We start from the raw sequence: 22,271 nt of genomic DNA on the forward strand, positions 1-22,271 counted from the left end.
TTCGACGCGAACATGGCACCCGCAGCCCTCTGCGGTACAACTTGCAAGTTTACGTGGCGCGCAGCAACCACGACCTGAGGGACTCTACAGGGTGCAAGACTCGAACTCGCACGCAAAGTTAGACTCCCCGCAGCAGCTCACCGACGAGCACGAGTTCATGGAGGCAAAGACGCAATGACCACGACGACGACCCTCGCAGGCAAAACCATCCTCATGTCCGGCGGCAGCCGCGGCATCGGCCTCGCGATCGCGAAGCGCGCCGCCCAGGACGGCGCGAACGTTGCCATCATCGCGAAGACCGACCAGGCGCATCCGAAGCTCGAGGGCACCGTGCACACGGCCGCCGACGAGATTCGCGCGTCCGGCGCCGAGGCCGGGGCGAAGGCCCTCGCCATCGTCGGCGACGTGCGCGACGAGGCGTCGGTGCAGGATGCGGTGAGCGCGACCGTCGCGGAATTCGGTGGCATCGACATCGTTGTGAACAACGCCTCGGCGATCAATCTTGGTGGTTCGGCACTAATCGACATGAAGCGCTTCGACCTCATGCACGACATCAACACGCGCGGCACGTTCCTGCTCACGCGCACCGCGCTGCAGTACCTGCGCACCTCCGAGGACCCGCGCATCCTCACCCTGTCGCCGCCCCTCAATCTCTCCGAGAAGTGGCTCGGCGCCTACCCCGCCTACATGCTCGCGAAGTACGGCATGACCCTCGCGACGCTCGGCATCGGCGCCGAGACGCACATCCCCGCCACCGCCCTGTGGCCGCGCACGACGATTCAGACCGCCGCGGTGCTGAACATTCTCGGCGGCGAAGAGGTCTACCGCCGCTCGCGCACCGTCGAGCTCTACTCAGACGCGGCGCACGCGGTGCTCACGGCACCCGGCGACACGGTGGCTGGCCAGGCGCTACTTTGCGAGGACGTGCTCGAGGCGGCTGGCGTTACCGACTTCTCGCAGTACTCCCCCGGCACCGACGAGGTCGAACTGCACCCCGACGCCTTCGTCGACTAAGTGCGGGCGGCCCGCGCGAGGGTCTCAGAGGGCGCCTCGGCAAAGATTTCCCGGTACCGCTGCGCAAACCTCCCAAGGTGCACGAAGCCGTTCGCGATGGCGACGTCACGTACCGTGGCGCTCGATCCCGCCTCGAGTTCACGACGCACCCGGTGCATCCGATCGATGCGCTGGTACACGAGCGGAGTGACACCGAGGCGGCGCCGAAACGCGAGCTGCAACGCCCGGCCTGTCACACCAGTGATGGCCGCGAGCGCGTCGAGCGAGAGGGGCGCGCCAACCATCGAAGCGATAGCCTCGCGCGCTTGGTCGACGATATCGGCGGGGATGGGGAATCGCGACTCGGCGTCGTCGCAGGTGTCGCGCACCATGAGCGCGATAAACCCACCGATCGTGCGCTCGGAATAGTATCGGGCGAGCCCAGCATCCACCTCGTGCCCCGTCGTCGGAAGGCGCATTACGCCGCGCACGAATTCGAGCCATCTGCGGCCCGGACCATCACCAACGTCGAGCGAGGTTGGCACGCCCTCGGGGTCGAAGGGCACGTCGCCCCAGTACCGCACCACGGCGCGCTCAACGATGTCGCGACGCATCTTGACGCCGAGCATGACGCTCGGTCGATGCCACCCGTGAATCGCGACGGGCACGTGCAGGCCGTTCACCTGTGCCCGCGCCGAAGTGACCGGCACCCGGTCGTCACCGCCAACGGAGATGCGAAGGTTACCGAGCAGTGACGCGTTGACCTGATAGTCGTTCTGGTGCTCGGCCTGTGTCTCGATCACGATTCCAGTCGAGTAGCGCAGCGTGCCCACCGTGGTGCCGGGCAGCAGCATCGACTTGTAGTTCATCGTGAACTGCTGCCCGCCACGCAGCGGCGTGAGGGTGTGCGGGTACCAAATCTGTTCGCCGATCGCCCGGGCGTGATCGACGTCTGATGCGGTATTGCGTACCTCGAGCGGCAACGAGGTCGACCCGGTCATCTGCGACCTCCTCTAGAACGCGCTCGCACCGACCTGGTGAAAGTTGCGTGAATCGTATACGAGGCCACCGCTGCCCGAACGGGTGCGGAGCTCGTCGACGGCGACGAACAGCACCGAGTGAGTGCCGTGCTCGACGCGATCCACGATGGTGCCGGCGATCGCGACGCGAGCGTCGCGCAGGGTTGGCAGGCCGTCGAGCTCGCTCCAGATATCCCAGGTCAAACGCTCGTCCATGGATGCGCTCGTCAGGCCTGCGAAGTGCATCGCGAGCAATTCCTGGTTGCCGGTCAGTACGTTGACCGCGAGGCGCCCGTTGTCGACGAACACATCGCGAGCGCGGCTCGTTCGATTGATGCAGACGATGACCGTGGCGGGGTCATCCGAGCCTCGACATACTGCACTCACCGTGAGGCCAAGCTTGCCGGCCGGCCCGTCGGTCGAGATGATGTTCACCGCCGATGTGAGGTTCGACATCGCGCGCTTGAACTCGCGGATCGGGTCGGTCGCGGTCATGAGACTTCCCCCTCGCTCACGGAATAATCGAGCACGACTGCGCCTCCCGTGGCGTAGTTCGGCACGTCAGCGCCCACGGCGCGACCCTCGGGCGACGACATGGCGGCCCGGAACGCGTCAACGTCATCGAACTCGGCCTCGAACAGCGCGAAGTAGGGGGCGGCGCTACCGTCTGCCTGGGGTGCAACCTCGGTCGTGTAACGCCACGAACGGAGGCCAGGCAGCTTGCGGGCGAGCGGTAGGTGGGTTGACTCGTAGTACTGAATAAACCCGGCCCGGTCGGCGGGTTCGGGATAGAGCACGAGAAGCTTGTACATGATGGTGTCCTTTACGCGGGCTGGGACGCGGCTTGCAGGATCGCTGCAGTGCGAGCATTCACTCGCTCCTGCGACGAAAGCAGATCAAGCTGTCGGGTCGGGTAGTTGAAGTTTTCGGTGAACTCGTCGGCGAGCGCCTTGTCGTGGGCCATCGCCGTAAAAAACTGGCCTATGCGCTCGTGGCCGGGAGTCGCGATCATCATGTTCACCCAGTCGTTCACGCCTTCGACGCGCTCGGCACGACGGCGCGCCACCTTGCGTAGGAAATGCTCGTCGTAGACGTCGTCTTCGGCGAACACCGCCGCCGTGTCCTTTGCCGAGTTGGCCGCGGCGTTGCCGCCCTGCGCGGTGACCGGGTCGACGGTGAGGTGCACGTCGCCGAGGGCGAGGAGGAACTTACCGTTCGGGAGCTGAATGTAGTCCTCGCGCAGCGACGGCGCGAACGCGCCTTGCAGCACATCCTTGTCGCTTGTGAGCTCGAACTTGTCGTGGTCGACCCGGTCGAAGACGGGCGGGTAGTGGGTCTCGAGCACGTCGAGGATGCGCTCGCGGAACCCCTCCGGGTCTTCGTGCTGCTTCTTTGAGTTGAGCACGTCTTGCGGGCCACCCGGCACGCTCTCAGAAAGTAGCGCGCTCACGCGACCCGCGTGGCTCCAGATCGGAATGACGAGGAGCTCGCCGACGCCAGGGACGATGTTGACCGCGACGCCAGCCGGATCGAGCTCGCGCACGCCACGCCACAGGCTCAGCGTGAGATGGCGCTGAGGCTTGCCGTACGGCGACTTGTCTTCGCGCTTCGGGAACATGGCGCCGATCTCGCCCTTGCCAGTCGAGACGACGACGAGGTCGTACTGCTCGGTCAGGGCTTCGATGTCGGGGCGGTCGAGCTCGCGGATAATGAGTTCTCCCCCGCGCTTCTCGAACTCGCGCATGAGGCGGGGCAGGTAGATCCGGTAGTCGATGACGCGCGAGGGCATCGTGAAGTCGCCATAGAACTCGCGGTCTTCGCCCCAACCGTTGTAGTGATAGTGGCGGTAGTAGTAGCCGTCCACGTCGGGCCAGTCGCCGATGCCGAGCTGATTCTCGATCGCCTGCGTCACGTGCATGTGCGAGACGCTGTTCATGATGCGGCCGTCAAAGACGTCCTGCGATGTGCGATTCGTGAAGATCGTCACCTCTTTGCCCTGCTGCAGCAGGTGCAGCCCGAGGTGCAGGCCGGCCACCCTGCGGTGCGCGGGTCGACGTGCTCTCAAGCTATTTGCCGCGGAGGCGGTTTGCGGCGGAGTTCGTTTTTTGGATAGTCGATCTACCCACCGAACACCCGCAACGTGCCCTCCGTCACCCCCGCAGGCATCCCCGTCTGCCAGTGCAGCTCGCCGGTTCCCGGCACCATGGCGATCGTGATCAGGGTTTCCCAGCGGTCGGCGAGGTGCGGGGAGCCGCCGCCCGGGGCGACGGAACGCAGGTGGGCGAGTCGAACACCCGTCGTTGACTGCGTGGAGGCCGCGTCGCCGGTGGCGAGCGCCGGGTCGAGAAAGTGATTCGTGTGGGCGAGCAGCCCGCCCTCGGGCTTCGCCGCGCTCGGCGCGGGCGAGGGCCTGCTCGACGGTGTCGGCCTCCTCGAGGATGCGCCTGGCGACCGCGTGCACCGGCACGCCGCGTCCGCGGGCATCCGACTCGTGGCTGAGGATGTTGAAGAACAGCGCGAGGTTCCCCGCCGCGCCGGGCACCAGCTCGGCATGCCAGTCCCACGTCTGCACTCCCGACGGACCGGTGGCAGCGAGCCACACGAGGGTCGAGCATTCGAGCGCGTCGTTCGGCGCGTACGCGAGCGCACGGCCATACTCCTCACCGCGCGCGAATGGTTCGGTCGCAAGCAACCGCAGTTCGTGGATGTGCATCAGTTGGCTGCTTCGTTCGTATGGTTCTCGGGCTCCGGGTGCGTGAACCTGCTCGTCGAACTAGTAAGGGGACGCCGGCCCCGTGATGGCGCCAGCGTCCCCCTGCCTATTTCGGTCGAGTATCGCGCCTCGACCTTGGGCCGCTAAGCCCGAGCTACGAGTTGTCGATCGTCGCCGTGACCGTCGTCGTGTCGAACGTGGCCGGGTCAGCGCCGCCGCGCTCGCCGGTGTTGAGGGCGTTGATCGACTCAACCTCGTCGGCGGAGAGCTCGAAGTCGAAGACGTTGAAGTTCTCGGCGATGCGGCTCGTGGTGACCGACTTCGGAATCGCAGCGTTGCCGACTTGCAAGTGCCAGCGAAGCACGACCTGCGCCGCCGTCTTGCCGTGGGCCTCGGCGGCCGCGGTGATGGCGGGGTCGGTGAAGATGTCGCGACCGGTCGAGTTCTTCTCGCCGTAGCGGTCGGCCCCACCGAGCGGCGACCAGGCCTGCGTGACGATGCCGTGCTGCGCGTCGTACTGACGCACCTCGGGCTGCGAGAAGTACGGGTGCAGCTCGACCTGGTTCAGGGCCGGCGTCACCTGGGCGTGCTCGCCGAGGCGGTCGAGCAGCTCTCCGTTGAAGTTGCAGACACCGATGGCGCGGGCTCGACCCGACTCGAGGATGCCCTCGAGGGTCTGCCAGGCCTTGATGGCGCGGTCGAACTCGTCGGGCCCGGGCCAGTGCAGCAGGTAGAGGTCGACGTAGTCGGTGCCGAGGCGGCGCAGGCTCGCGTCAAAAGCGGTCTGGGCATCCTCGTAGTCGCTGATCCAGAGCTTCGTCGTGACGAAGACGTGGTCGCGGGGCAGGCCCGCGGCCGCGAGACCCGCGCCGACCTCGCGCTCATTGCCGTAGATCGCGGCGGTGTCGAGCAGGCGGTAGCCGGTGCGCAGCGCCGTCTCGACGGCCTCCTGCGTCTCCTCCGGCTTCGAGCGGAACACGCCGAAGCCGAGGGCGGGCATCTCGATGCCGTTGTTCAGGGTGATGGCGGGTTGCGAAGTCATATCGCTCCTTCCGAGTAGGTCACTAACGGCGCATGACGCGGCGGGCGAGCCAGTTGCCGAGCATCTGGACAATCTGCACGACAATCACGATGACGATCACCGCTGCCCACGTCACGAGCGGGTTGAACTGACGATAGCCGTACTGCAGTGCGAAGTTACCGAGACCGCTACCGCCGACGACGCCGGCCATCGCTGACATATCGATCACGGCGACGAAGGCGAAGGTGTAGCCGAGAATCAGCGGACCGAGGCCCTCGGGAATCACGACCGTGAGTAGCGTGCGCATGCGGCTCGCACCGGAGGCGCGCGCGGCCTCGACGACGCCCGGTGGCACCGTCACGAGGCTCTGCTCGACGAGTCGGGCGATGCCGAAGGTCGCGGCGAAGGCCATCGCAAACATCGCCATCGGCTCACCGATGCCGACACCAATGGTGAGGCGAGCGAGCGGCTGCAGCGCCGCGAGCAAGATGATGAACGGGATGGGCCGGAAGAAGTTCACGAGCAGATTCAGCACGTTGAACACGGTCCGCTGGGCGAGGATGTTACCCGGTCGCGTCGCGTAGAGGAACACGCCGATGATCAGGCCAAAAATGCCACCGACGACCATCGCGACGGCAACGAGGAAAAGCGTGAGCGCGAGCTGCTCCGGCAGATCCGGCAGTAGCTCAATGAGGCGATCGATGTCGGCATCTTGATGCAGCATGTCTACTCACCCACCCGTTCGTTCGAGGCCGGGGCGTCGGGAATCTCCGTCACCTCGGCGAGTTCGCGTACGCCCGCGATCGCGGCGGAGATCTGCGCATCCGTGCCGTGCAGGGCGAAGGTGAGGTGACCGAACAGGCGGCCCGTGATCTCGTGCATCCCGCCGAACACCAGCTCGGCCTCGACGCCCGCGCGCACGAGCCGCCCAAGCACCTCGTGCTGCGAGGCGCGCTCGTCGGTCACCGAGATGGTGATGAGCTTGCCCTGGTGACGGGCCCGAATCGCATCGAGCTCCTTCCCCTCGGGCACCTGCGGCACGACCGACGAGACAAAGTTCTTCGTGGCGGCATACTCCGGGTTCGAGAACACCCGGTAGAGCTCGCCGTGCTCGACGACCTTGCCGTGCTCCATCACCGCGACGTGGGTAGCCAAGCGTTTGATGACGTCCATCTCGTGAGTAATCACGACGATGGTGATGCCAAGCTCGCGATTCACGCGCTCGAGCAGATCGAGCACATCGGATGTGGTCTGCGGGTCGAGGGCGCTCGTCGACTCGTCGGCGAGCAGGATCTTCGGCGAGGTCGACAGGGCGCGCGCGATGCCGACGCGCTGCTTCTGTCCGCCCGAGAGTTGGTCGGGGTACGCTTTCGCGCGGGCCCCGAGGCCGACGAAGTCGAGCAGTTCGGCGACGCGCTTGTCGCGCGCCTCCTTCTCGATGCCCGCGATTTTCATCGGGAACGCAACGTTGCCCGCCACGTTGCGCGAGTTGAAGAGATTGAACTGCTGAAAGATCATGCCGATCTCGGTGCGCACCTTCTGCAGCTTGCTCTCGGAGAGCCCGACGATCTCGTCGCCGTCGATCTCGATCGAGCCCGAGCTCGTCGGCTCGAGGGCGTTGATTAGGCGCACGAGCGTCGACTTACCGGCGCCCGAGTAGCCGATGACGCCGTAAATGCTGCCGCGCTCGATATCGAGGCTGACGCCGTCGACGGCGCGCACCGGCGCATCCTTTCGCGAGGCCGCGGGGTATTCCTTGACGACGTCACGCAAGCGAATCATCGACATGCTTCGTCCTTTCCGTGGCCGACAGGCCGAAACGCGCGTGAGCGCGCACCCCTGAGATTTAGAGGTACGCGCTCACGGTCGCAAGCCTGTGGCTAGCCTTCGGCCTTAATGTCTTCCTCGACCTGGTCGAGCTGCGTCTGCAGGTCTTCCTTCGAGGTGGTGAGCATCTCGGCGGTTCCGCCCGAGTTGTCGAGCACGCCCTGCTGCACGTCTTCGTTGGTCTGGTAGATCTCAACGAGCTTGTTGAGCGTGGGGTTGTCGACGTCGTCGGCGCGCGACGCGAAGATGTTCGCGTAGGCGAGGGCGGCGGGGTCGCTCGGGTCGTCCTGCGCGATCGCGTCGTCGGCGTTGAGGCCGGCGTCAGCGATGAAGTCGTTGTTGATGATGGCGGCGTCGAAGTCCTGCAGCGAGTTCGCGAGCAGCGAGGCCTCGAGCTCCTTCACCGACACCTTCGAGTTCTCGGTGACGATGTCGTCGAGGGTCGAGAAGGCGTTGCCGCCGTCCTTGAGCTCGATCAGGCCGGCCGACTGCAGCACGAGCAGCGCGCGGGCGCGGTTCGTTTCGTCGTTCGGCACACCGACGGTGCCACCCTCGGGAATCGCGTCGACCGAGTCGTACTTGTCGGAGTAGAGACCGAGCGGGTAGATCGCGGTTGCGCCGATGGCGGCGAGGTCGTCGCCGGCCTCGACGTTGTAGTTCGCGAGGTAGAGGATGTGCTGGAACTGGTTGAGGTCAACCTCGCCCGCCGAGAGGGCGGGGTTCGGCTGGTTGTAGTCGGTGAAGTCGACGAGCTCAACCTCGATGCCCTCGGCCGAGGCGGCATCGACGTAGGTCTGCCAGTACTCGTCGGAGGCGCCGACGACGCCGATCTTGACGGTCTGGCCTGCGTAGGGGTCATCGCCCGACGCAGCGGGGCTGTCGCTGCCACCCGCGCAAGCGCTGAGGCTAGCGGCGAGGGCGAGCGCACCGGCGGCGGCAATCCAGTTACGAAGTCGTGCCATGAGGAGAAGTCCTTTCGGGAGGTCTGGCACCGAGCCTACTGGCTGAGTGTTCCCTGAATGGCGTTCGGTTCACGCGCCGTAATATTTGCGCGCGTAAAGTTAGGCTTACCTAAGTTGATTGCGCGCCAGGGTGGCAGCGAAAGGACGTCACGAGCGACGTTCGGGTTCTGCGCGCCCCGCCGGTACAGGACGGTGACCACTTCGACAACCTCCCGAGCAAGTTGCGAACCGCGGGTCTCACGATTCTCAGGGTTGGGCGAGCGGTACTGCCTCGGCGTAGCGCGCCACGGCCGCCGCATCCGTCGCCTCGTGCGTCGCGAGGTCGTAGGCCGCCGCGTTTGCGCGGTAGGCCGCGAGCTCCTGCGCCATCTGCTCGGGTGACCAGCCGAGCTCGGCCGCGACGATCTCGGCGACCTCCTCCGCGGCGCGGCCAGCGTGCTCGGCGAACTCGTAGCTCATGCGCGTGCGACGCTCCATGACGTCGTCGAGGTGCAGCGCCCCCTCATAGCGGGCCGCGAAGATGATCTCGGCGCGAATATAGGCGGGCGCGCCCGCGACCGGCACAGCGGCGCCGGCTACCTCGTCGCAGATCGCGGCGATGACATTGATCTCGGCGCCGTAGCGGTGCACGAGGTGCTTCGCGACCGCCGGGGCGAGGCCGTGCTTGCGGGCGAGCGCCCGCGCGGTTTCGATCGCGACTCGGCTGCCGACCGCGCCAACGAGCGGCGTCGTCGCCGTGACGCTCGGGGTCGTCTTCGCCGCTGAGCCGAGGGCAAAGTCGACCGCATCCTCGGCCATGACGCGATAGGTCGTGAGCTTGCCGCCCGCGATCGACACGAGCCCCGGGGTCGGCGACGCGACAGTGTGCTCGCGCGATACCTTTGCGGATGCGGTGCCGACCTTCGTGCCTGGCTGCAGCAGCGGCCGCAGGCCCGCCCACGTGCCCACCACATCCGCGCGGCTGATCGGCTGCTCGAGCACCTTGTTTGCCTCGGCGATGACGTAGTCGATGTCAGTGCTCGTCGGCACGGGCAGACGGCGGTCCTCGTTCCAGGGCGTGTCGGTTGTGCCGATCAGCCAATAACGCGACCAGGGAATCACGAACAGCACGCTCTTCTCGGTTTGCAGAATCAGCCCCGACTTGCCGCTGAGACGATCGCGCGGCACGACGATGTGGATGCCCTTCGAGGCGAGCACGCGCAGCCCGCCTGCGCCCGCGAGCTGTTGCGTTTCTTCGGTCCAGACGCCGGTCGCGCTGATGACCTTCTTCGCGCGCGCCGTGAAGTGCCGCCCCGACTCGAGGTCAATCAAGTTGGCGCCGACAACCGCGCCGGCCTCGTTCTGCACGAGCTCGGTCACCTGCACGCGCGACGCCGCGTGGGCGCCGTGCCCGGCGGCGCTGCGCATCAGCGTCGTGACCAAACGCGCGTCGTCGACCGACGCATCCCAATACTGAATCGCCCCAGCCAGCGCATCGCGGCGCAACGAGGGGAAGCGCTTACGCAGGCCCTTTCGGCTGAAGTGCCGGTGCCACGGCAGGCGCCGGCGGCCCGGGCCGAGCATCGCGAGCAGGTCGTAGAGCATGATGCCCGCGCCAACGTAGGCGCGCTCGAGCACGGGCGTCTTGAGCGGGTAGAGGAAGGGCACCGGCCGCACGAGGTGTGGGACGAGCTTGGTGAGCAGCAGGTCGCGTTCGGTGAGGGCCTCGTGCACGAGCTTGAAGTCGAGCATCTGCAGGTAGCGCAGGCCGCCGTGGAGGAGCTTGCTTGAGCGACTCGACGTGCCCGAGGCCCAGTCCTGTGCCTCGACGATGCCGGTCGTGAGGCCGCGGCTCGCCGCATCCATGGCAACGCCAGCGCCGGTCACGCCCCCGCCGATCACGAGGATGTCGAGTTCGTCGCCGCCGGCGCCCGATTCGCTGAGCGCCTCGATGGCATCGCGCCGCGAGGCCGGGTCCATGCGGTAACCGGTCATGCACGTGTCTCCTTCGCCGTCTTGCTATTGATCAAACGACGGATGTGGTGCTCGGCGCAAGCGCGAGCTGTTCTCAGCCGCGCGGTGCAGACTCTGGGAAACCCTCGAGAGAAAGCATGATCATGGCCGATATCTCCGCGATCCTCAATGATCTTCCCGTCAACGACCTCGCCCAACGGGTAGGCGCATCGCCCGACGACGTGCAGCGCGCCCTCGGCGACCTGCTGCCCTCACTCGTCGGCGGCATGCAGGCAAACGCGCAGGCGCCCACGGGCGCCGCATCCCTCGCCTCGGCCCTCGAGCAGCACGTCGACGGCGCCCAGGCGGTCGACGACGTCGACGAAGCCGACGGCGAGAAGATTGCCGCGCACGTCTTCGGCGGCGAGCAGGATGCGGTGGTGGCCAAGGTCGCCGAGCACTCCGGTAACGACAAACGCCTCATTCAGAAGCTGCTGCCGCTCGTCGCACCCCTCGTGATGGCGTGGATCGCGAGTCGCTTCACGAAGGCCAACGACGCGAAGAAGGAGGCCTCGACCGAGTCGTCGGGTGGCGGCCTCGGCGACATCCTCGGCCAGGTGCTTGGCGGCGGCTCGGGCTCGTCGGGCGGCGGGCTCGGCGGCATCCTCGACTCGCTCGGCGGGCTGCTCGGGGGCGGGCGGAAGTAGGGCGCCGGCCCCCGTGCGAGTGAGTGGGTTGACGCGGTCAAGGTGTAGCTCACCCGGCGGGTCCCCCTGAGAGCGAGTGTTGCGGAGTGATTTCGACGCCTGGCACGACGTACTTAATTGCTATCTCCACGTGGCGAGGCTCCCGGCGAGACCATGCGGTCCTGGGATGCGGGTAGCGACGTGATCATGAACGCGTTTTGGGGTCGGGCTGACCCTTTTGCAGGCCCATCGAACTCTGCCCGATCACGTTACGAACCGAGGTGGAATCGTCGTGGGCAACCATGTCCAACCCGAGCACATGCCCAGCCAATGACTTCCGTCAGGCAACCTCGCGCGAGCTCCGGCCCCGCGATGTTGTCCGGGCTATTCGTGTCCTCTCTGGGGGTTGCGAACACGGCGCCACACCGCGTCTCACGGCTTGGCTGGTGAAAGAAGAAGTCCGCTTCAGCAATTTGAAGCGGACTTCCGCGGGTGGAGCCTAGGAGATTCGAACTCCTGACATCCTGCTTGCAAAGCAGGCGCTCTACCAACTGAGCTAAGGCCCCGGATGTGTTGGGATGATCAACAACACCGGTGGGGCTACAAGGACTTGAACCTTGGACCTCTTCGTTATCAGCGAAGCGCTCTAACCGCCTGAGCTATAGCCCCGTTTGCTCGTAAAACCCTCAATGAGTTCTCGGCACGAACAACGACATTACCACAAACCTAGTTGTTCGTGAAACCCATCACGATGCCACCGGTGAGGCGGCACGCGAGGTTGAACAGCAGGGTGCCGACGGCCGCGAGCGCGGTCAATACGACCACCTGCAGCACGGCGATAATCACCGAGAACCCGAGCACGCCACCGAAGTTGACGAAGGTCTCGACGGTGACCTGCTCGCTGCCAGTGACGTCGTTGAGCAGGTTGTTGATCGACTCCATCACGCCGGTGTTCGCGAGCACGGTCCACGCGAGCACAGCGGCGACGATGGTGACAATGCCAAGGCAGAGAGTCAGCAGGAAGGTGAGCTTAACGACCGACCAAACGTCGACCTGCATGAGGCGCAGGCGAACCTGCTTCTTCGAGGTGCGGCGTTCGGACTTCTTGGCCAGCTTGTCTGCGACTGAGGTCATGATGTCCGATCCTACTGCTCGTCGGATTCAGGCGCCGCATTGGTGTCAGCCGCATCCGGCTCGACCGCGACGTCCGACTCAGCCACAGCATCCGTCTCGCCCTCAGCATCGTCAGCGTCGGCGTCGAGCCCGAGGTCTCGCTCGGAGTTGCGCGCCATGCCGAGGATGTGGTCGCCGGCTCCGTGGCGGGCGAACACGACACCCATAGTGTCGCGACCCTTCGCGGGCACCTCCGACACGTTCGAGCGCACGACCTTGCCCGAGTTGAGAATGACGAGCACCTCGTCGTTCTCGTGCACGAGCATGGCGCCGGCGAGGTGACCGCGATCGTCCGACTGCTTCATCACCTTGATGCCGAGGCCGCCACGGCCCTGGATGCGATAGTCGTTCACCGCGGTGCGCTTCGCGTAGCCGCCCTCGGTGATCGTGAACACGAAGAGATCCTCGTCGGCGGCGACCGCCGCGTTGATGAGGTAGTCGCTGCCGCGGAACGACATACCCTTCACGCCCGAGGTGTCACGGCCCATCGGGCGCAGCTGCTCGTCATCGGCGATGAAGTGCAGCGACTGGCCCTCGTGCGAGAACAGGAAGATGTGGTCGCCATGCTTGATCGTCATGGCCGACACGAGCTCGTCGCCGTCGCGCAGCTTGATCGCGATGATGCCAGCCTGGCGGTTCGTGTCGTAGAGCGACAAGTCGCTCTTCTTGACGAGACCGTTGCGCGTCGCAAGCACGAGGTAGTCGTCTTCTTCGTAGTTGCTCAGGTCGAGGATCTTCGCGACCTGCTCGTCGGGCTGAAGCGGCAGCAGGTTCGCAATGTGCTGGCCCTTTGAGTCGCGGCCGGCCTCGAGCAGCTCGTAGCACTTCGTGCGGTACACGCGACCGAACGTCGTGAAGAACAGCAGCCAGTGGTGCGTCGTCGTGACAAAGAAGTGCTCGACGATGTCATCGGCCTTGAGCTGCGCGCCGCGCACGCCCTTGCCGCCACGGCGCTGCGAGCGGTAGTTGTCGCTGCGCGTGCGCTTGATGTAGCCGTCGCGCGTGACGGTGACGACCATTTCCTCAACCGGGATCAGGTCTTCATCGGTCACGTCGCCGTTGAAGCCACGAATGATCTCAGTGCGGCGATCGTCGCCGTAGCGGCGCACGATCTCGCCGAGCTCGTCAGAGATGATCTGGCGCTGCTGCTCGGGCGAAGCAAGAATGGCCTTGTACTCGAGGATCATCTTCTCGAGGCGCTCGGCCTCATCGTTGATCTTCTGGCGCTCGAGCGCGGCGAGGCGACGCAGCTGGAGGTTGAGGATCGCCGACGCCTGAATCTCGTCGACGTCAAGCAGTTCCATGAGGCCGGTGCGCGCGACCTCAACGGTAGCCGAGCGGCGGATGAGCGCAATGACCTCGTCGAGCGCGTCGAGCGCCTTGAGGTAACCACGCAGCACGTGCACTTCTTCTTCGGCCTTGCGCAGGCGGTACTCGGTGCGGCGCACGATGACCTCGACCTGGTGCGCCACCCAGTGGTGGATGAACCCATCGAGCGAGAGCGTGCGGGGCGCGCCATCGACGATCGCGAGCATGTTCGCGTCGAAGGTGTCCTGCAGCTGCGTGTGCTTGTAGAGGTTATTGAGCACAACCTTCGCAACGGCATCGCGCTTGAGCACGATGACGAGGCGCTGACCGGTGTGGCCCGAGGTTTCGTCGCGGATGTCGGCGATGCCCTGCAGCTTGCCCTCGCGCACCATTTCGGCCATGCGGTTCGCGAGATTGTCGGGGTTCACCTGGTAGGGCAGCTCGGTGACGACGAGGCAGGTGCGGTTACCGATCTCCTCGACGTTGACGACCGCACGCATCGTGATCGAGCCACGGCCGGTGCGGTACGCCTCCTGGATGCCCTTGGTACCCAGAATCTGGGCGCCGGTCGGGAAGTCGGGGCCCTGGATGCGCTCCATGAGCGCCTCGAGCAACTCCTCGCGCGTGGCGTCGGGATGCTCGAGCGCCCAGAGCGCGCCGTCGGCGACCTCGCGGAGGTTGTGCGGCGGAATCTTCGTCGCCATTCCGACAGCAATACCCTCGGAGCCGTTGACGAGGAGGTTTGGGAAGCGCGCGGGGAGCACGGTCGGCTCCTGCGTCTGCCCGTCGTAGTTGTCCATGAAGTCGACGGTGTCTTCTTCAATGTCGCGCACCATCTCGAGCGCGAGCGGCGCCATCTTCGTCTCGGTGTACCGGGGCGCTGCGGCGCCGTCGTTACCGGCCGAGCCGAAGTTGCCCTGACCCTGCGCGAGCGGGTAGCGCAGCGACCACGGCTGCACGAGGCGCACGAGGGTGTCGTAGATCGCCGAGTCGCCGTGCGGGTGGTACTGACCCATGACATCGCCGACAACGCGAGCGCACTTCGAGAACGACTTGTCGGGGCGGTAGCCGCCGTCGTACATGCCGTAAATCACACGGCGGTGCACCGGCTTGAGGCCGTCACGCACCTCGGGCAGCGCGCGGCCCACGATCACGCTCATCGCGTAGTCGAGGTACGAGCGCTGCATTTCGAGCTGGAGATCGACCTTCTCGACGTGGCCGCCGGTGGTCGGAGTCTCGTTGGTGGTATTGGTTTCGTCAGCCATTCGTTCTTACTTCGCTGCCTAAATATGTGAAGAGCGCGAGGCGCTTAGATGTCGAGGAAGCGCACGTCGTGCGCGTTGCGCTGGATGAACGTGCGTCGCGACTCGACGTCCTCGCCCATGAGCGTCGAGAACACCTCGTCAGCAGCCTCCGCGTCGGCCATCGTGACCTGGCGCAGGGTGCGCGTCTCAGGGTTCATCGTCGTGTCCCAGAGCTCGTTGTAGTTCATCTCGCCGAGGCCCTTGTAGCGCTGAATCGCGTTGTCCTTCGGCAGGCGGCGGCCGCCGGCGCGGCCCTGCGAAATGAGCGCATCCCGCTCTTCGTCGGAGTACGCGTACTCGTGCGCCGCGTTCGTCCACTTGAGGCGGTAGAGCGGCGGCGAGGCGAGGTAGACGAAGCCGGCGTCGATGAGCGGCTGCATGAACCGGAACAACACCGTGAGCAGCAGCGTCGTGATGTGCTGGCCGTCGACATCGGCGTCGGCCATGAGAATCACCTTGTGATACCGGGCCTTCTCGACGTCAAAGTCGTCGCCGATGCCGGTACCAAACGCCGTGATCATCGACTGAATCTCGGTGTTCTGCAGCGCGCGGTCGAGACGCGCCTTTTCGACATTGAGCACCTTGCCGCGCAGCGGCAAAATCGCCTGCGTGCGCGGGTTACGACCCTGCACCGCCGAGCCACCTGCCGAATCACCCTCGACCATGAAGATCTCGGACTCGTTGGGGTTGCGCGAGGTGCAGTCACGAAGCTTGCCGGGCATGCCACTCGACTCGAGCAGGCCCTTGCGGCGGGTCTGCTCGCGCGCGCGGCGGGCAGCGAGACGTGCAGCGGATGCCTGAGTCGCCTTGCGAATGACCTCGCGGGCCTGCTGCGGGTTGCGATCGAGCCACTCCTGCAGCCCCTGGTTCATGACGCGCTGCACATACGACTTCGCCTCGGTGTTGCCGAGCTTCATCTTCGTCTGGCCCTCGAACTGCGGTTCGCCGAGCTTCACCGAGATAATCGCGGCGAGGCCCTCGCGGACATCCTCCCCGGAGAGGTTCTCGTCCTTCTCCTTGAGCAGGCCCTTGTCGCGGGCGTAGCGGTTCATCGCCGTGGTGAGCGCGGCGCGGAAGCCTTCGAGGTGCGTGCCGCCCTCGCGAGTATTGATCGTGTTCGCGAACGAGTGCACCGACTCGCTGTACGCCTCGGTCCACTGCATCGCGATCTCAACCGAGATGGTCGCCTCGGTGTCTTCTTCGACCATGTCGATGATCTCGGGATGCACCGCCTCGACCTTCTTGCGCTTCACAAGGTGCTCGACGTAGTCGACGAGGCCGCGGTCGTACTTGAAGACCTGCTTGCGGTGCTTGTGCTCAGTCTCCACCGGCGTCGTCTCAGCGTCGGGCTCGTCGGGAGCCTGCACGACAGCTTCTTCAGCGCCATCCGAGTCGCTCGGCTCAAGCACCTCGTGCACCTGGGTCATACCCTCGTTCAGCGTGGCCGGGTCGCGCTCATCGGTGAGCGTGATGCTGAGGCCGCGGTTGAGGAACGCCATCTGCTGGAAGCGCGTGCGCAGCGTCTCCCAGTCGAACTCGGTCGTCTCGAAAATCTCGCCGTTCGGGTAGAACGTGATGCGGGTGCCGGTGACGTCGGTCTCGGCGCCCTCTTGAATGGCGCCCTGCGGCACACCGTTTGCGAATTCCATGTGCCACTCGTGGCCATCACGCGACACATCGGCGAGAAAGCGCGTCGAAAGCGCGTTCACGACCGACGAGCCGACACCGTGCAGACCGCCCGAAACGGCGTAACCGCCGCCACCGAACTTGCCGCCGGCGTGGAGCTTCGTGAGCACGACCTCGAGCGTCGAAACGCCCTCGACGGGGTGCGTTTCGACCGGAATACCGCGGCCGTTGTCGACAACGGTGACACCGCCGTCGGCGCGAAGCGTGACCTGAATGTCGTCGCAGTAGCCCGCAAGCGACTCATCAACGGAGTTGTCGACGATCTCGTACACCAGGTGGTGCAGTCCGTCGGGGCCCGTCGAGCCGATGTACATACCCGGACGCTTCCGCACCGCCTCGAGACCCTCGAGAACCTGGATCTGACCAGCTCCATAGTCGTGTTCGACGCGGCCGGTCGTGGATCCGTGCTGGTTTGCCCCAGTATCCGTCATTCGGACTCCTCAGTTTTTACTTCGCAGACGTTCCATTCTAGCAAGGGATTGCCGGATTCGCCGTTATTTGGCGATCTGCGGGCTTTTCCCCCCACGCTCGTGGTCACCTACCCATAGGTGTCTCGAGGCCCTCGACCCGGCACAGAACGATTTCCGTGTCGCCAAGACGGCGCCCCGGGGTTCAAAAACTTGATATCGGTGAGCTCGACCTCGGGCACGGCAGCTCGGATGCGCCCGAGCAGTTCGCCACGAATCGATCGCAACTGCGTGGCCCAGGCCGTCGAATCGCACTGCACGAGCAGCACGCCCTCGTCGACGAACAGCGGTTTGGTGTGCGCGGCTGTGCGCTGACCAGCAAAATTCTCCCACTCGTCGATGAGCCGAGCCTGAGCGAGGGGCGTCTGCCAATCAAATTGCGCGAAGAGCTGGCTCAGCACGGCACTCGTCGACTGCGGGTCGCGCTTCGGGCCGAAGGGGAGTTGCTCGGCCTGCGCATCCTTCGACTCGGGCGTCGACGCGCCCCGGCCGCGCAGCAGACGGCGGGGAATCTTGTGGCCTCCGAAGACCTCCTTGCAGCGCAGCCAGACGAGCGTCGATTCGCTGAACTCAGCCATCGGTTTCGCCGTTCGCGATCGTGCCGGCTTCGATGCGAATCGTGTCGTGCCGCAGCGCCTCGGGCAGGTCGGTGACGACGGCGCAGGTGATGAGCACCTGTTCGAAGTCGTGCACCGCGTTTGCGAGGCGCGAACGGCGGGCGCCGTCGAGCTCGGCAAACACGTCGTCGAGAATCAGCACCGGGTCGCCGGTCTTCGATTCCTCGCGGATGAGCTGGGCCGCCGCGAGCTTGAGCGCGAGCGCGAACGACCACGATTCTCCGTGGCTCGCGGTGATGCGCGCCGGCAGGCCATTGAGCCAGAACGTTGCGTCGTCGCGGTGCGGGCCCACGAGCGTGACGCCGCGTTCGAGCTCGCGCGGGCGCGCATCCATCAGCCGCTGCCGGAAGCGTTCGGCGATGTCGTCGACCGTGAGCACGCCGCCGATCTCTTCGCCTTCGCCGTCGCCATCCATGTGGCGACCCGTGTCGGCGAGCGCGCTGACACGCATCGAAATGCTCGCGCCATGGTCGGCCTCGACGAGCGTCGTGTAGGCGTTCGCGAGGTGGGGCCGCAGCCGGTCGACGAGGGCAAGCCGCTGGGCAACAATTTTTGTGCCGAGCTCGATGAGCTGGTCGTCCCAGATGTCGAGCGTCGTGAGCTGCTCGGTGCCGAGCCGCTGTTGCCGGCCCGATTTCAGCAGCGAACTGCGCTGGCGCAGCACCCGCTCGTACTTCGAGATCGTTTCACCGAACCGCGGGGAGTGCGTCATGAGGAGCTGGTCAAGCAGCTCCCGGCGCTGACCCGGGTCGCCGCGCACGAGCGATAAGTCCTCGGGCGCGAACACAACGGTGGTGAAGAATCGTGCGAGCTCACGGGTCTTCACCGCATGTCCGCGCACTCGTGGCTTGTTGCTGCCCGACTTCGCGATCTCGACATCGATGCTGAGCTCGCGCTCACCGTGACGCAATTCGGCGCGGACGATGCTGCCGTCCTCTCCGAAACGCACGAGCGCCGCATCCGACGACACCCGATGCGACTTCAGCGTGCCGAGGTAGGCAATGGCCTCGACCAGATTCGTCTTGCCCTGGCCGTTCGCGCCCTCGAACACCTGGATGCCCGGGTGCAGCTCGAGTTCGGCGGTGCGGTAATTCCGAAAATTCCGCAGGCTCAGGTGGGTGACGTGCACGATGCGCCGTTAGCGCATGAGCAGGTTCGGCTGCAGCAGGTAGCGGAAGGTGTCGGTGGCGGCGGCCTCGTCGAGCGAGGTCTGGCCGCTGAGCAGCACGGGGCCAGGCTTGTTCGGGTTGTCGTTGTTCGTGAAGGCAATCTTCACAAACGCCGAGTGGATCGCGCCGACGCCCTCGAGCAGGAACTGCGGTTTGAGTGAAACGACAATTCTCTCGCCCTGCAGGTTGATGCTGAGCTCTTCGGCGCCGGCGGCCTGCTCGGCGCCAACCGCGTCAAGCTTGAGGCCCTCGTCCGAGAAGCTGAAGCGCAGGGCCTGCTCACGCTCGAGCACGAGCTGCATGCGACGAACCGCGTCGATGACATCGCTGCCCTGCAACACTGCGAAGTGCGGAGTTTCGGCGGGGAAGAGTCGCGATACGGCGGGGAAGTTGCCCTTGATGAGCAGCGACGTGACGGTGCGGCCATCGGCGGTGAATGCGATGAGCTGGCGGTCGCCCTCGCTCACGAGCGTGATGACCACTTCGTCGGCGTGCGCGAACGACTTGCCGACCTCGCCGAGGGTGCGCGAGGGAACAAGTGCCTGGTCGCCCTCAGCAAAGTTGCTCTGCCATTCGATTTCCCGTACCGCTACGCGGTAGCGGTCGGTCGCGACGAGCTGCAGCTGCGTCGGCGAGAACGTGAGGTGCACACCGGTGATAACCGGGGCGACATCTTCGCGGGATGCTGCGACGACGACCTGGCTGATGGCCTCCGAGAAGTCGGCGCCCGAGACGACACCCGAGGTGCCCTCGATCGTCGGAAGTGCTGGGAACTCCTCGATCGGCATCGTCGGCAACGTGAAGTTTGTGCGACCACAGGTGATCGTGATGCCGCGGTCGTCGCGCTCGACTTGCACCGGGGCATCCGGCAGTCGGCTGGCGATATCGGCGAGAAGGCGACCCTGCACGAGCACTGCGCCCGACTCGTCGACGGTCGCGTCGATCGAGGTGCGGCTCGAAACTTCGTAGTCAAACGTCGAAAGCTGCAGCGTGCTGCCGCTGGTCTCGAGCACGACACCGCTGAGGATCGGCAAAGTGGGTCGCTGAGGGAGGAGCTTGACGACAAACGACACGGCGTCGCTGAACATGTCGCGATTGACTTCAAACTTCACTGGCGATTCCTCCATGGCTCGGCGGGGATTCAATGCTAGCGGGTTGCTGTGGCGTCTTCCTCCTCAGCGGCTCTTCGGGTTCGAGGGCCCGAACGACAAAATGTCACGAGCGGATTTTTCTAGGTAGAGAGATCTGTCTTCTCACTCTTAACAGCTGTGGAGAATGTGGATAACTCTGTGGTCAACTGATTTCCGTAGGGAACTACATCGCTGAAACTTGTGATTCCCGAGTGGATGGAAAGTGGACGGCATCCCCAGATTGTCGCGTCCTGACGCGGATCTCCACAGGCCCGTCCGCTGCGTGCACAGTTTGTCCACTGCCACGATGGCGAATTCCACAAGTTATGCACAGATCGTGGAAATTGCATTGTCCACGGCTTATCCACGCACTATTCACGGGCTTTTCCACAGAGTTATCCACAGCCTATGGAAACGACGATGCGCTCGATCTGCGGTGGCCGCCATCGAGCGCATTGAGCCTGGAGTTACCGTGCGTTGGGTTGGCGAATCCTCGAGGTGAGTTCGGTGACCTGGTTGAAGATCGAACGGTCTTCGGTCATGAGCTTCATGATCTTGCGGTGGGCATACATCACGGTGGTGTGGTCTCGGCCGCCGAAGAGTTGACCGATCTTCGGAAGCGAGAGGTTCGTCATCTCGCGACAGAGGTACATAGCGATCTGCCGGCTCGTGGCGATGGCCTGCGAGCGACTCGAGCCATAGAGGTCCTCCACGGTGAGGTGGAAGTAATCCGCAGTCTCTCGAATGATGTCCTGTGGCGAGATGACATTCGGCTCTCGGTTCGTGATGAGGTCCTTGAGCACTGTCGTCACGAGATTCAGGTCGATCGCCTGCTGGTTCAGGTTCGCGAAGGCCGTGACGCGGATGAGCGTGCCCTCGAGTTCGCGGATGGAGCTCGTGACGTGCACTGCGATGAACTCGAGCACCTCATTCGACAGCTCGAGCTGGTCGGCTTCGGCCTTCTTGCGCAGAATCGCAATGCGCGTCTCGAGATCCGGCGACTGCACGTCGGTGATGAGGCCCCACTCGAAGCGGGAGCGCATCCGATCTTCAAAGCCTGTCAGCTGCTTCGGCGGCACGTCGGAGGTGATGACCACCTGCTTGTTGTGCTCGTGCAGCGTGTTGAACGTGTGAAAGAAGGTCTCCATCGTCGAGTCCTTGCCCTGCAAGAACTGGATGTCGTCGATGAGCAGGATGTCGTTGTTGCGGTAGCGCTGGTGGAACTCTGCCGAGCGGTTCATCGAAATCGAGTTGATGAAGTCGTTCGTGAATTCCTCGCTCGACACGTAGCGAACCTTGATGCCGGGGTACATGTCCTGGGCATAGTGGCCGATGGCGTGGAGCAGGTGGGTCTTGCCCAGCCCGGAATCACCGTAGATAAAGAGGGGGTTGTATGCCCGAGCCGGAGTCTCGGCGACTGCCACGGCCGCCGCGTGGGCGAATCGGTTTGATCCGCCGATGATGAAGTTTTCGAAGATGTACTTCGGGTTGAGGCGCGAGTCGCCGTCGGGCTGGGTCGCGTTAGGGTCGTGATACGGGGCAGCGGCTTCGATCCCGTGGCTGATCGCGGGCGTCGCCTCAGCCTGTGGATAACCGGTGGAGAAACTCGAGAATCGGTCCTCATACGGCGCCGTTCGTTGCATCGTTGCGGCCTGCTCCATAGGCGCCTCGGCGGGGAGCGGGGTTTCATAGACCGTCGTGTCGGCCGGAGGGGTCGGCTCCGAGTTCGGATTGACCACGATCGCAAAGTTGCGAACGCCCTCGGCTGCCGGAGTGGCGGCGATGGCTTCGAGCAGGTAGGCGCGACCGCGCTGTTCGATCTGCGAGCGAGTGAGATCGTTCGGCACCTCGAGGTAAATTGTGCCGTCCATCACGCCTTTTGCCTGCACCAGGCCGAAGTAGCCGCGCATGGATTGGGGCATGTCGAGGTTGCCTCGAAGCGTCGTGAAGAGGTCTGTCCAGACTTCCGTCACAGCTTGCGTCACGTGTGACTTCCTTCCGGTGATCGATCTCGACTACTTCATGGCTCACAGAACAGCGGGCATGCTGCCGCACGACCGCACCTTCTGTGCGCGCCGTGCCACCCTGCACCTCGATCGTCTCGCACGGGACCCGCATTTGCAAAGTTATCCACAGGCTGTGTGGAAAACTGTGAGTTATGAGGCCGGTGCGCAATCGTGCGCGACAGATACGCCACTCTAAACCACGAATGGACACCGAGGCGAACCAGCGCTACCAGGATATTGTCATTTCCGGCGAGTCGC

At 64.9% G+C, this 22,271-nt stretch carries 19 protein-coding genes and 2 tRNA genes; 3 read left to right on the forward strand and 18 right to left on the reverse strand.

All coding sequences use genetic code 11. The annotated features are described in order from the left end of the window. Positions 1–174 precede the first annotated feature (174 nt). Entirely contained in the window at positions 175–1,014 is an 840-nt protein-coding gene (locus EJL01_RS04990) for an SDR family oxidoreductase (protein ID WP_125106519.1), read from the forward strand. Here EJL01_RS04990 and EJL01_RS04995 read toward each other — a convergent pair. From EJL01_RS04995 to EJL01_RS05010, 4 genes are read right to left on the reverse strand one after another with little or no spacing between them, the layout of a single operon-like run. Further along, complete coding sequence (locus EJL01_RS04995) at positions 1,011–1,994, reverse strand: AraC family transcriptional regulator (RefSeq protein WP_125106520.1); 984 nt, start codon at positions 1,992–1,994, stop codon at positions 1,011–1,013. The two genes, EJL01_RS04990 and EJL01_RS04995, sit on opposite strands and share 4 nt — an antisense overlap. A 12-nt stretch (positions 1,995–2,006) precedes the next feature. Further along, a complete protein-coding gene (locus EJL01_RS05000) occupies positions 2,007–2,507 on the reverse strand; it encodes a flavin reductase (RefSeq protein ID WP_125106521.1) in 501 nt (166 codons plus the stop codon). Next, positions 2,504–2,824 (reverse strand): EthD family reductase, encoded by a 321-nt coding sequence (locus EJL01_RS05005; protein WP_125106522.1) that lies wholly within the window; start codon positions 2,822–2,824, stop codon positions 2,504–2,506. Before EJL01_RS05005 ends, EJL01_RS05000 begins: the two co-directional genes overlap by 4 nt. An 11-nt stretch (positions 2,825–2,835) precedes the next feature. Further along, positions 2,836–4,047, reverse strand: coding sequence for a styrene monooxygenase/indole monooxygenase family protein (locus tag EJL01_RS05010; RefSeq protein ID WP_193128467.1), 1,212 nt, complete (start codon positions 4,045–4,047; stop codon positions 2,836–2,838). Between the two features lie 321 nt (positions 4,048–4,368). On the opposite strand from EJL01_RS05010, the gene EJL01_RS05015 reads away from it, so the two are divergent. Further along, positions 4,369–4,872, forward strand: a complete 504-nt coding sequence (locus tag EJL01_RS05015) for a hypothetical protein (protein WP_125106524.1) — start codon at positions 4,369–4,371, stop codon at positions 4,870–4,872. Positions 4,873–4,879: 7 nt separating this feature from the next. On the opposite strand, the gene EJL01_RS05020 is transcribed toward EJL01_RS05015, so the two are convergent. The 5 genes from EJL01_RS05020 to EJL01_RS05040 all read right to left on the reverse strand — a co-directional run bounded on the left by EJL01_RS05020 (position 4,880) and on the right by EJL01_RS05040 (position 10,509). Further along, positions 4,880–5,767 carry an aldo/keto reductase gene (locus EJL01_RS05020; RefSeq protein ID WP_125106525.1) on the reverse strand — a complete coding sequence of 296 codons (888 nt, stop codon included), beginning with the start codon at positions 5,765–5,767 and terminating at the stop codon, positions 4,880–4,882. 22 nt (positions 5,768–5,789) lie between these two features. Continuing rightward, entirely contained in the window at positions 5,790–6,470 is a 681-nt protein-coding gene (locus tag EJL01_RS05025; protein ID WP_125106526.1) for a methionine ABC transporter permease, read from the reverse strand. 2 nt (positions 6,471–6,472) lie between these two features. Further along, complete coding sequence (locus EJL01_RS05030) at positions 6,473–7,534, reverse strand: methionine ABC transporter ATP-binding protein (protein WP_125106527.1); 1,062 nt, start codon at positions 7,532–7,534, stop codon at positions 6,473–6,475. Positions 7,535–7,626: 92 nt separating this feature from the next. Further along, positions 7,627–8,535, reverse strand: a complete 909-nt coding sequence (locus tag EJL01_RS05035) for a MetQ/NlpA family ABC transporter substrate-binding protein (RefSeq protein WP_125106528.1) — start codon at positions 8,533–8,535, stop codon at positions 7,627–7,629. 246 nt (positions 8,536–8,781) lie between these two features. Next, a complete protein-coding gene (locus EJL01_RS05040) occupies positions 8,782–10,509 on the reverse strand; it encodes a glycerol-3-phosphate dehydrogenase/oxidase (RefSeq protein ID WP_125106529.1) in 1,728 nt (575 codons plus the stop codon). Positions 10,510–10,631: 122 nt separating this feature from the next. Between EJL01_RS05040 and EJL01_RS05045 the strand changes: the two genes are divergently transcribed. Next, positions 10,632–11,174: a DUF937 domain-containing protein gene (locus EJL01_RS05045; RefSeq protein WP_125106530.1), complete on the forward strand. Its 543-nt coding sequence runs from the start codon at positions 10,632–10,634 to the stop codon at positions 11,172–11,174. 472 nt (positions 11,175–11,646) lie between these two features. Here the strand turns inward: EJL01_RS05045 and EJL01_RS05050 are convergent. From EJL01_RS05050 to dnaA, 9 genes are all read right to left on the reverse strand, one after another. Beyond that, a tRNA-Ala gene (locus EJL01_RS05050) sits at positions 11,647–11,719 on the reverse strand. Between the two features lie 29 nt (positions 11,720–11,748). Next, a tRNA-Ile gene (locus EJL01_RS05055) sits at positions 11,749–11,822 on the reverse strand. A gap of 57 nt (positions 11,823–11,879) precedes the next feature. Further along, positions 11,880–12,287 (reverse strand): DUF3566 domain-containing protein, encoded by a 408-nt coding sequence (locus tag EJL01_RS05060; RefSeq protein WP_125106531.1) that lies wholly within the window; start codon positions 12,285–12,287, stop codon positions 11,880–11,882. An 11-nt stretch (positions 12,288–12,298) separates the two neighbouring features. Then, positions 12,299–14,899, reverse strand: coding sequence for a DNA gyrase subunit A (gene gyrA, locus EJL01_RS05065; protein WP_125106532.1), 2,601 nt, complete (start codon positions 14,897–14,899; stop codon positions 12,299–12,301). 44 nt (positions 14,900–14,943) lie between these two features. Continuing rightward, positions 14,944–17,055: a DNA topoisomerase (ATP-hydrolyzing) subunit B gene (gyrB, locus tag EJL01_RS05070; protein WP_125106533.1), complete on the reverse strand. Its 2,112-nt coding sequence runs from the start codon at positions 17,053–17,055 to the stop codon at positions 14,944–14,946. Between the two features lie 107 nt (positions 17,056–17,162). Beyond that, positions 17,163–17,669 (reverse strand): DciA family protein, encoded by a 507-nt coding sequence (locus EJL01_RS05075; protein WP_125106534.1) that lies wholly within the window; start codon positions 17,667–17,669, stop codon positions 17,163–17,165. Next, a complete protein-coding gene (gene recF, locus EJL01_RS05080) occupies positions 17,662–18,837 on the reverse strand; it encodes a DNA replication/repair protein RecF (protein WP_125106535.1) in 1,176 nt (391 codons plus the stop codon). Before recF ends, EJL01_RS05075 begins: the two co-directional genes overlap by 8 nt. A 9-nt stretch (positions 18,838–18,846) precedes the next feature. Further along, positions 18,847–19,989, reverse strand: coding sequence for a DNA polymerase III subunit beta (dnaN, locus tag EJL01_RS05085; protein WP_125106536.1), 1,143 nt, complete (start codon positions 19,987–19,989; stop codon positions 18,847–18,849). A 485-nt stretch (positions 19,990–20,474) separates the two neighbouring features. Next, positions 20,475–22,013: a chromosomal replication initiator protein DnaA gene (gene dnaA, locus EJL01_RS05090; protein WP_431834729.1), complete on the reverse strand. Its 1,539-nt coding sequence runs from the start codon at positions 22,011–22,013 to the stop codon at positions 20,475–20,477. Between the last annotated feature and the right edge of the window lie 258 nt (positions 22,014–22,271).

The organism is Gulosibacter massiliensis (genome assembly GCF_900626105.1).
GTDB classification, from domain to species: Bacteria; Actinomycetota; Actinomycetes; order Actinomycetales; family Microbacteriaceae; genus Gulosibacter; species Gulosibacter sediminis.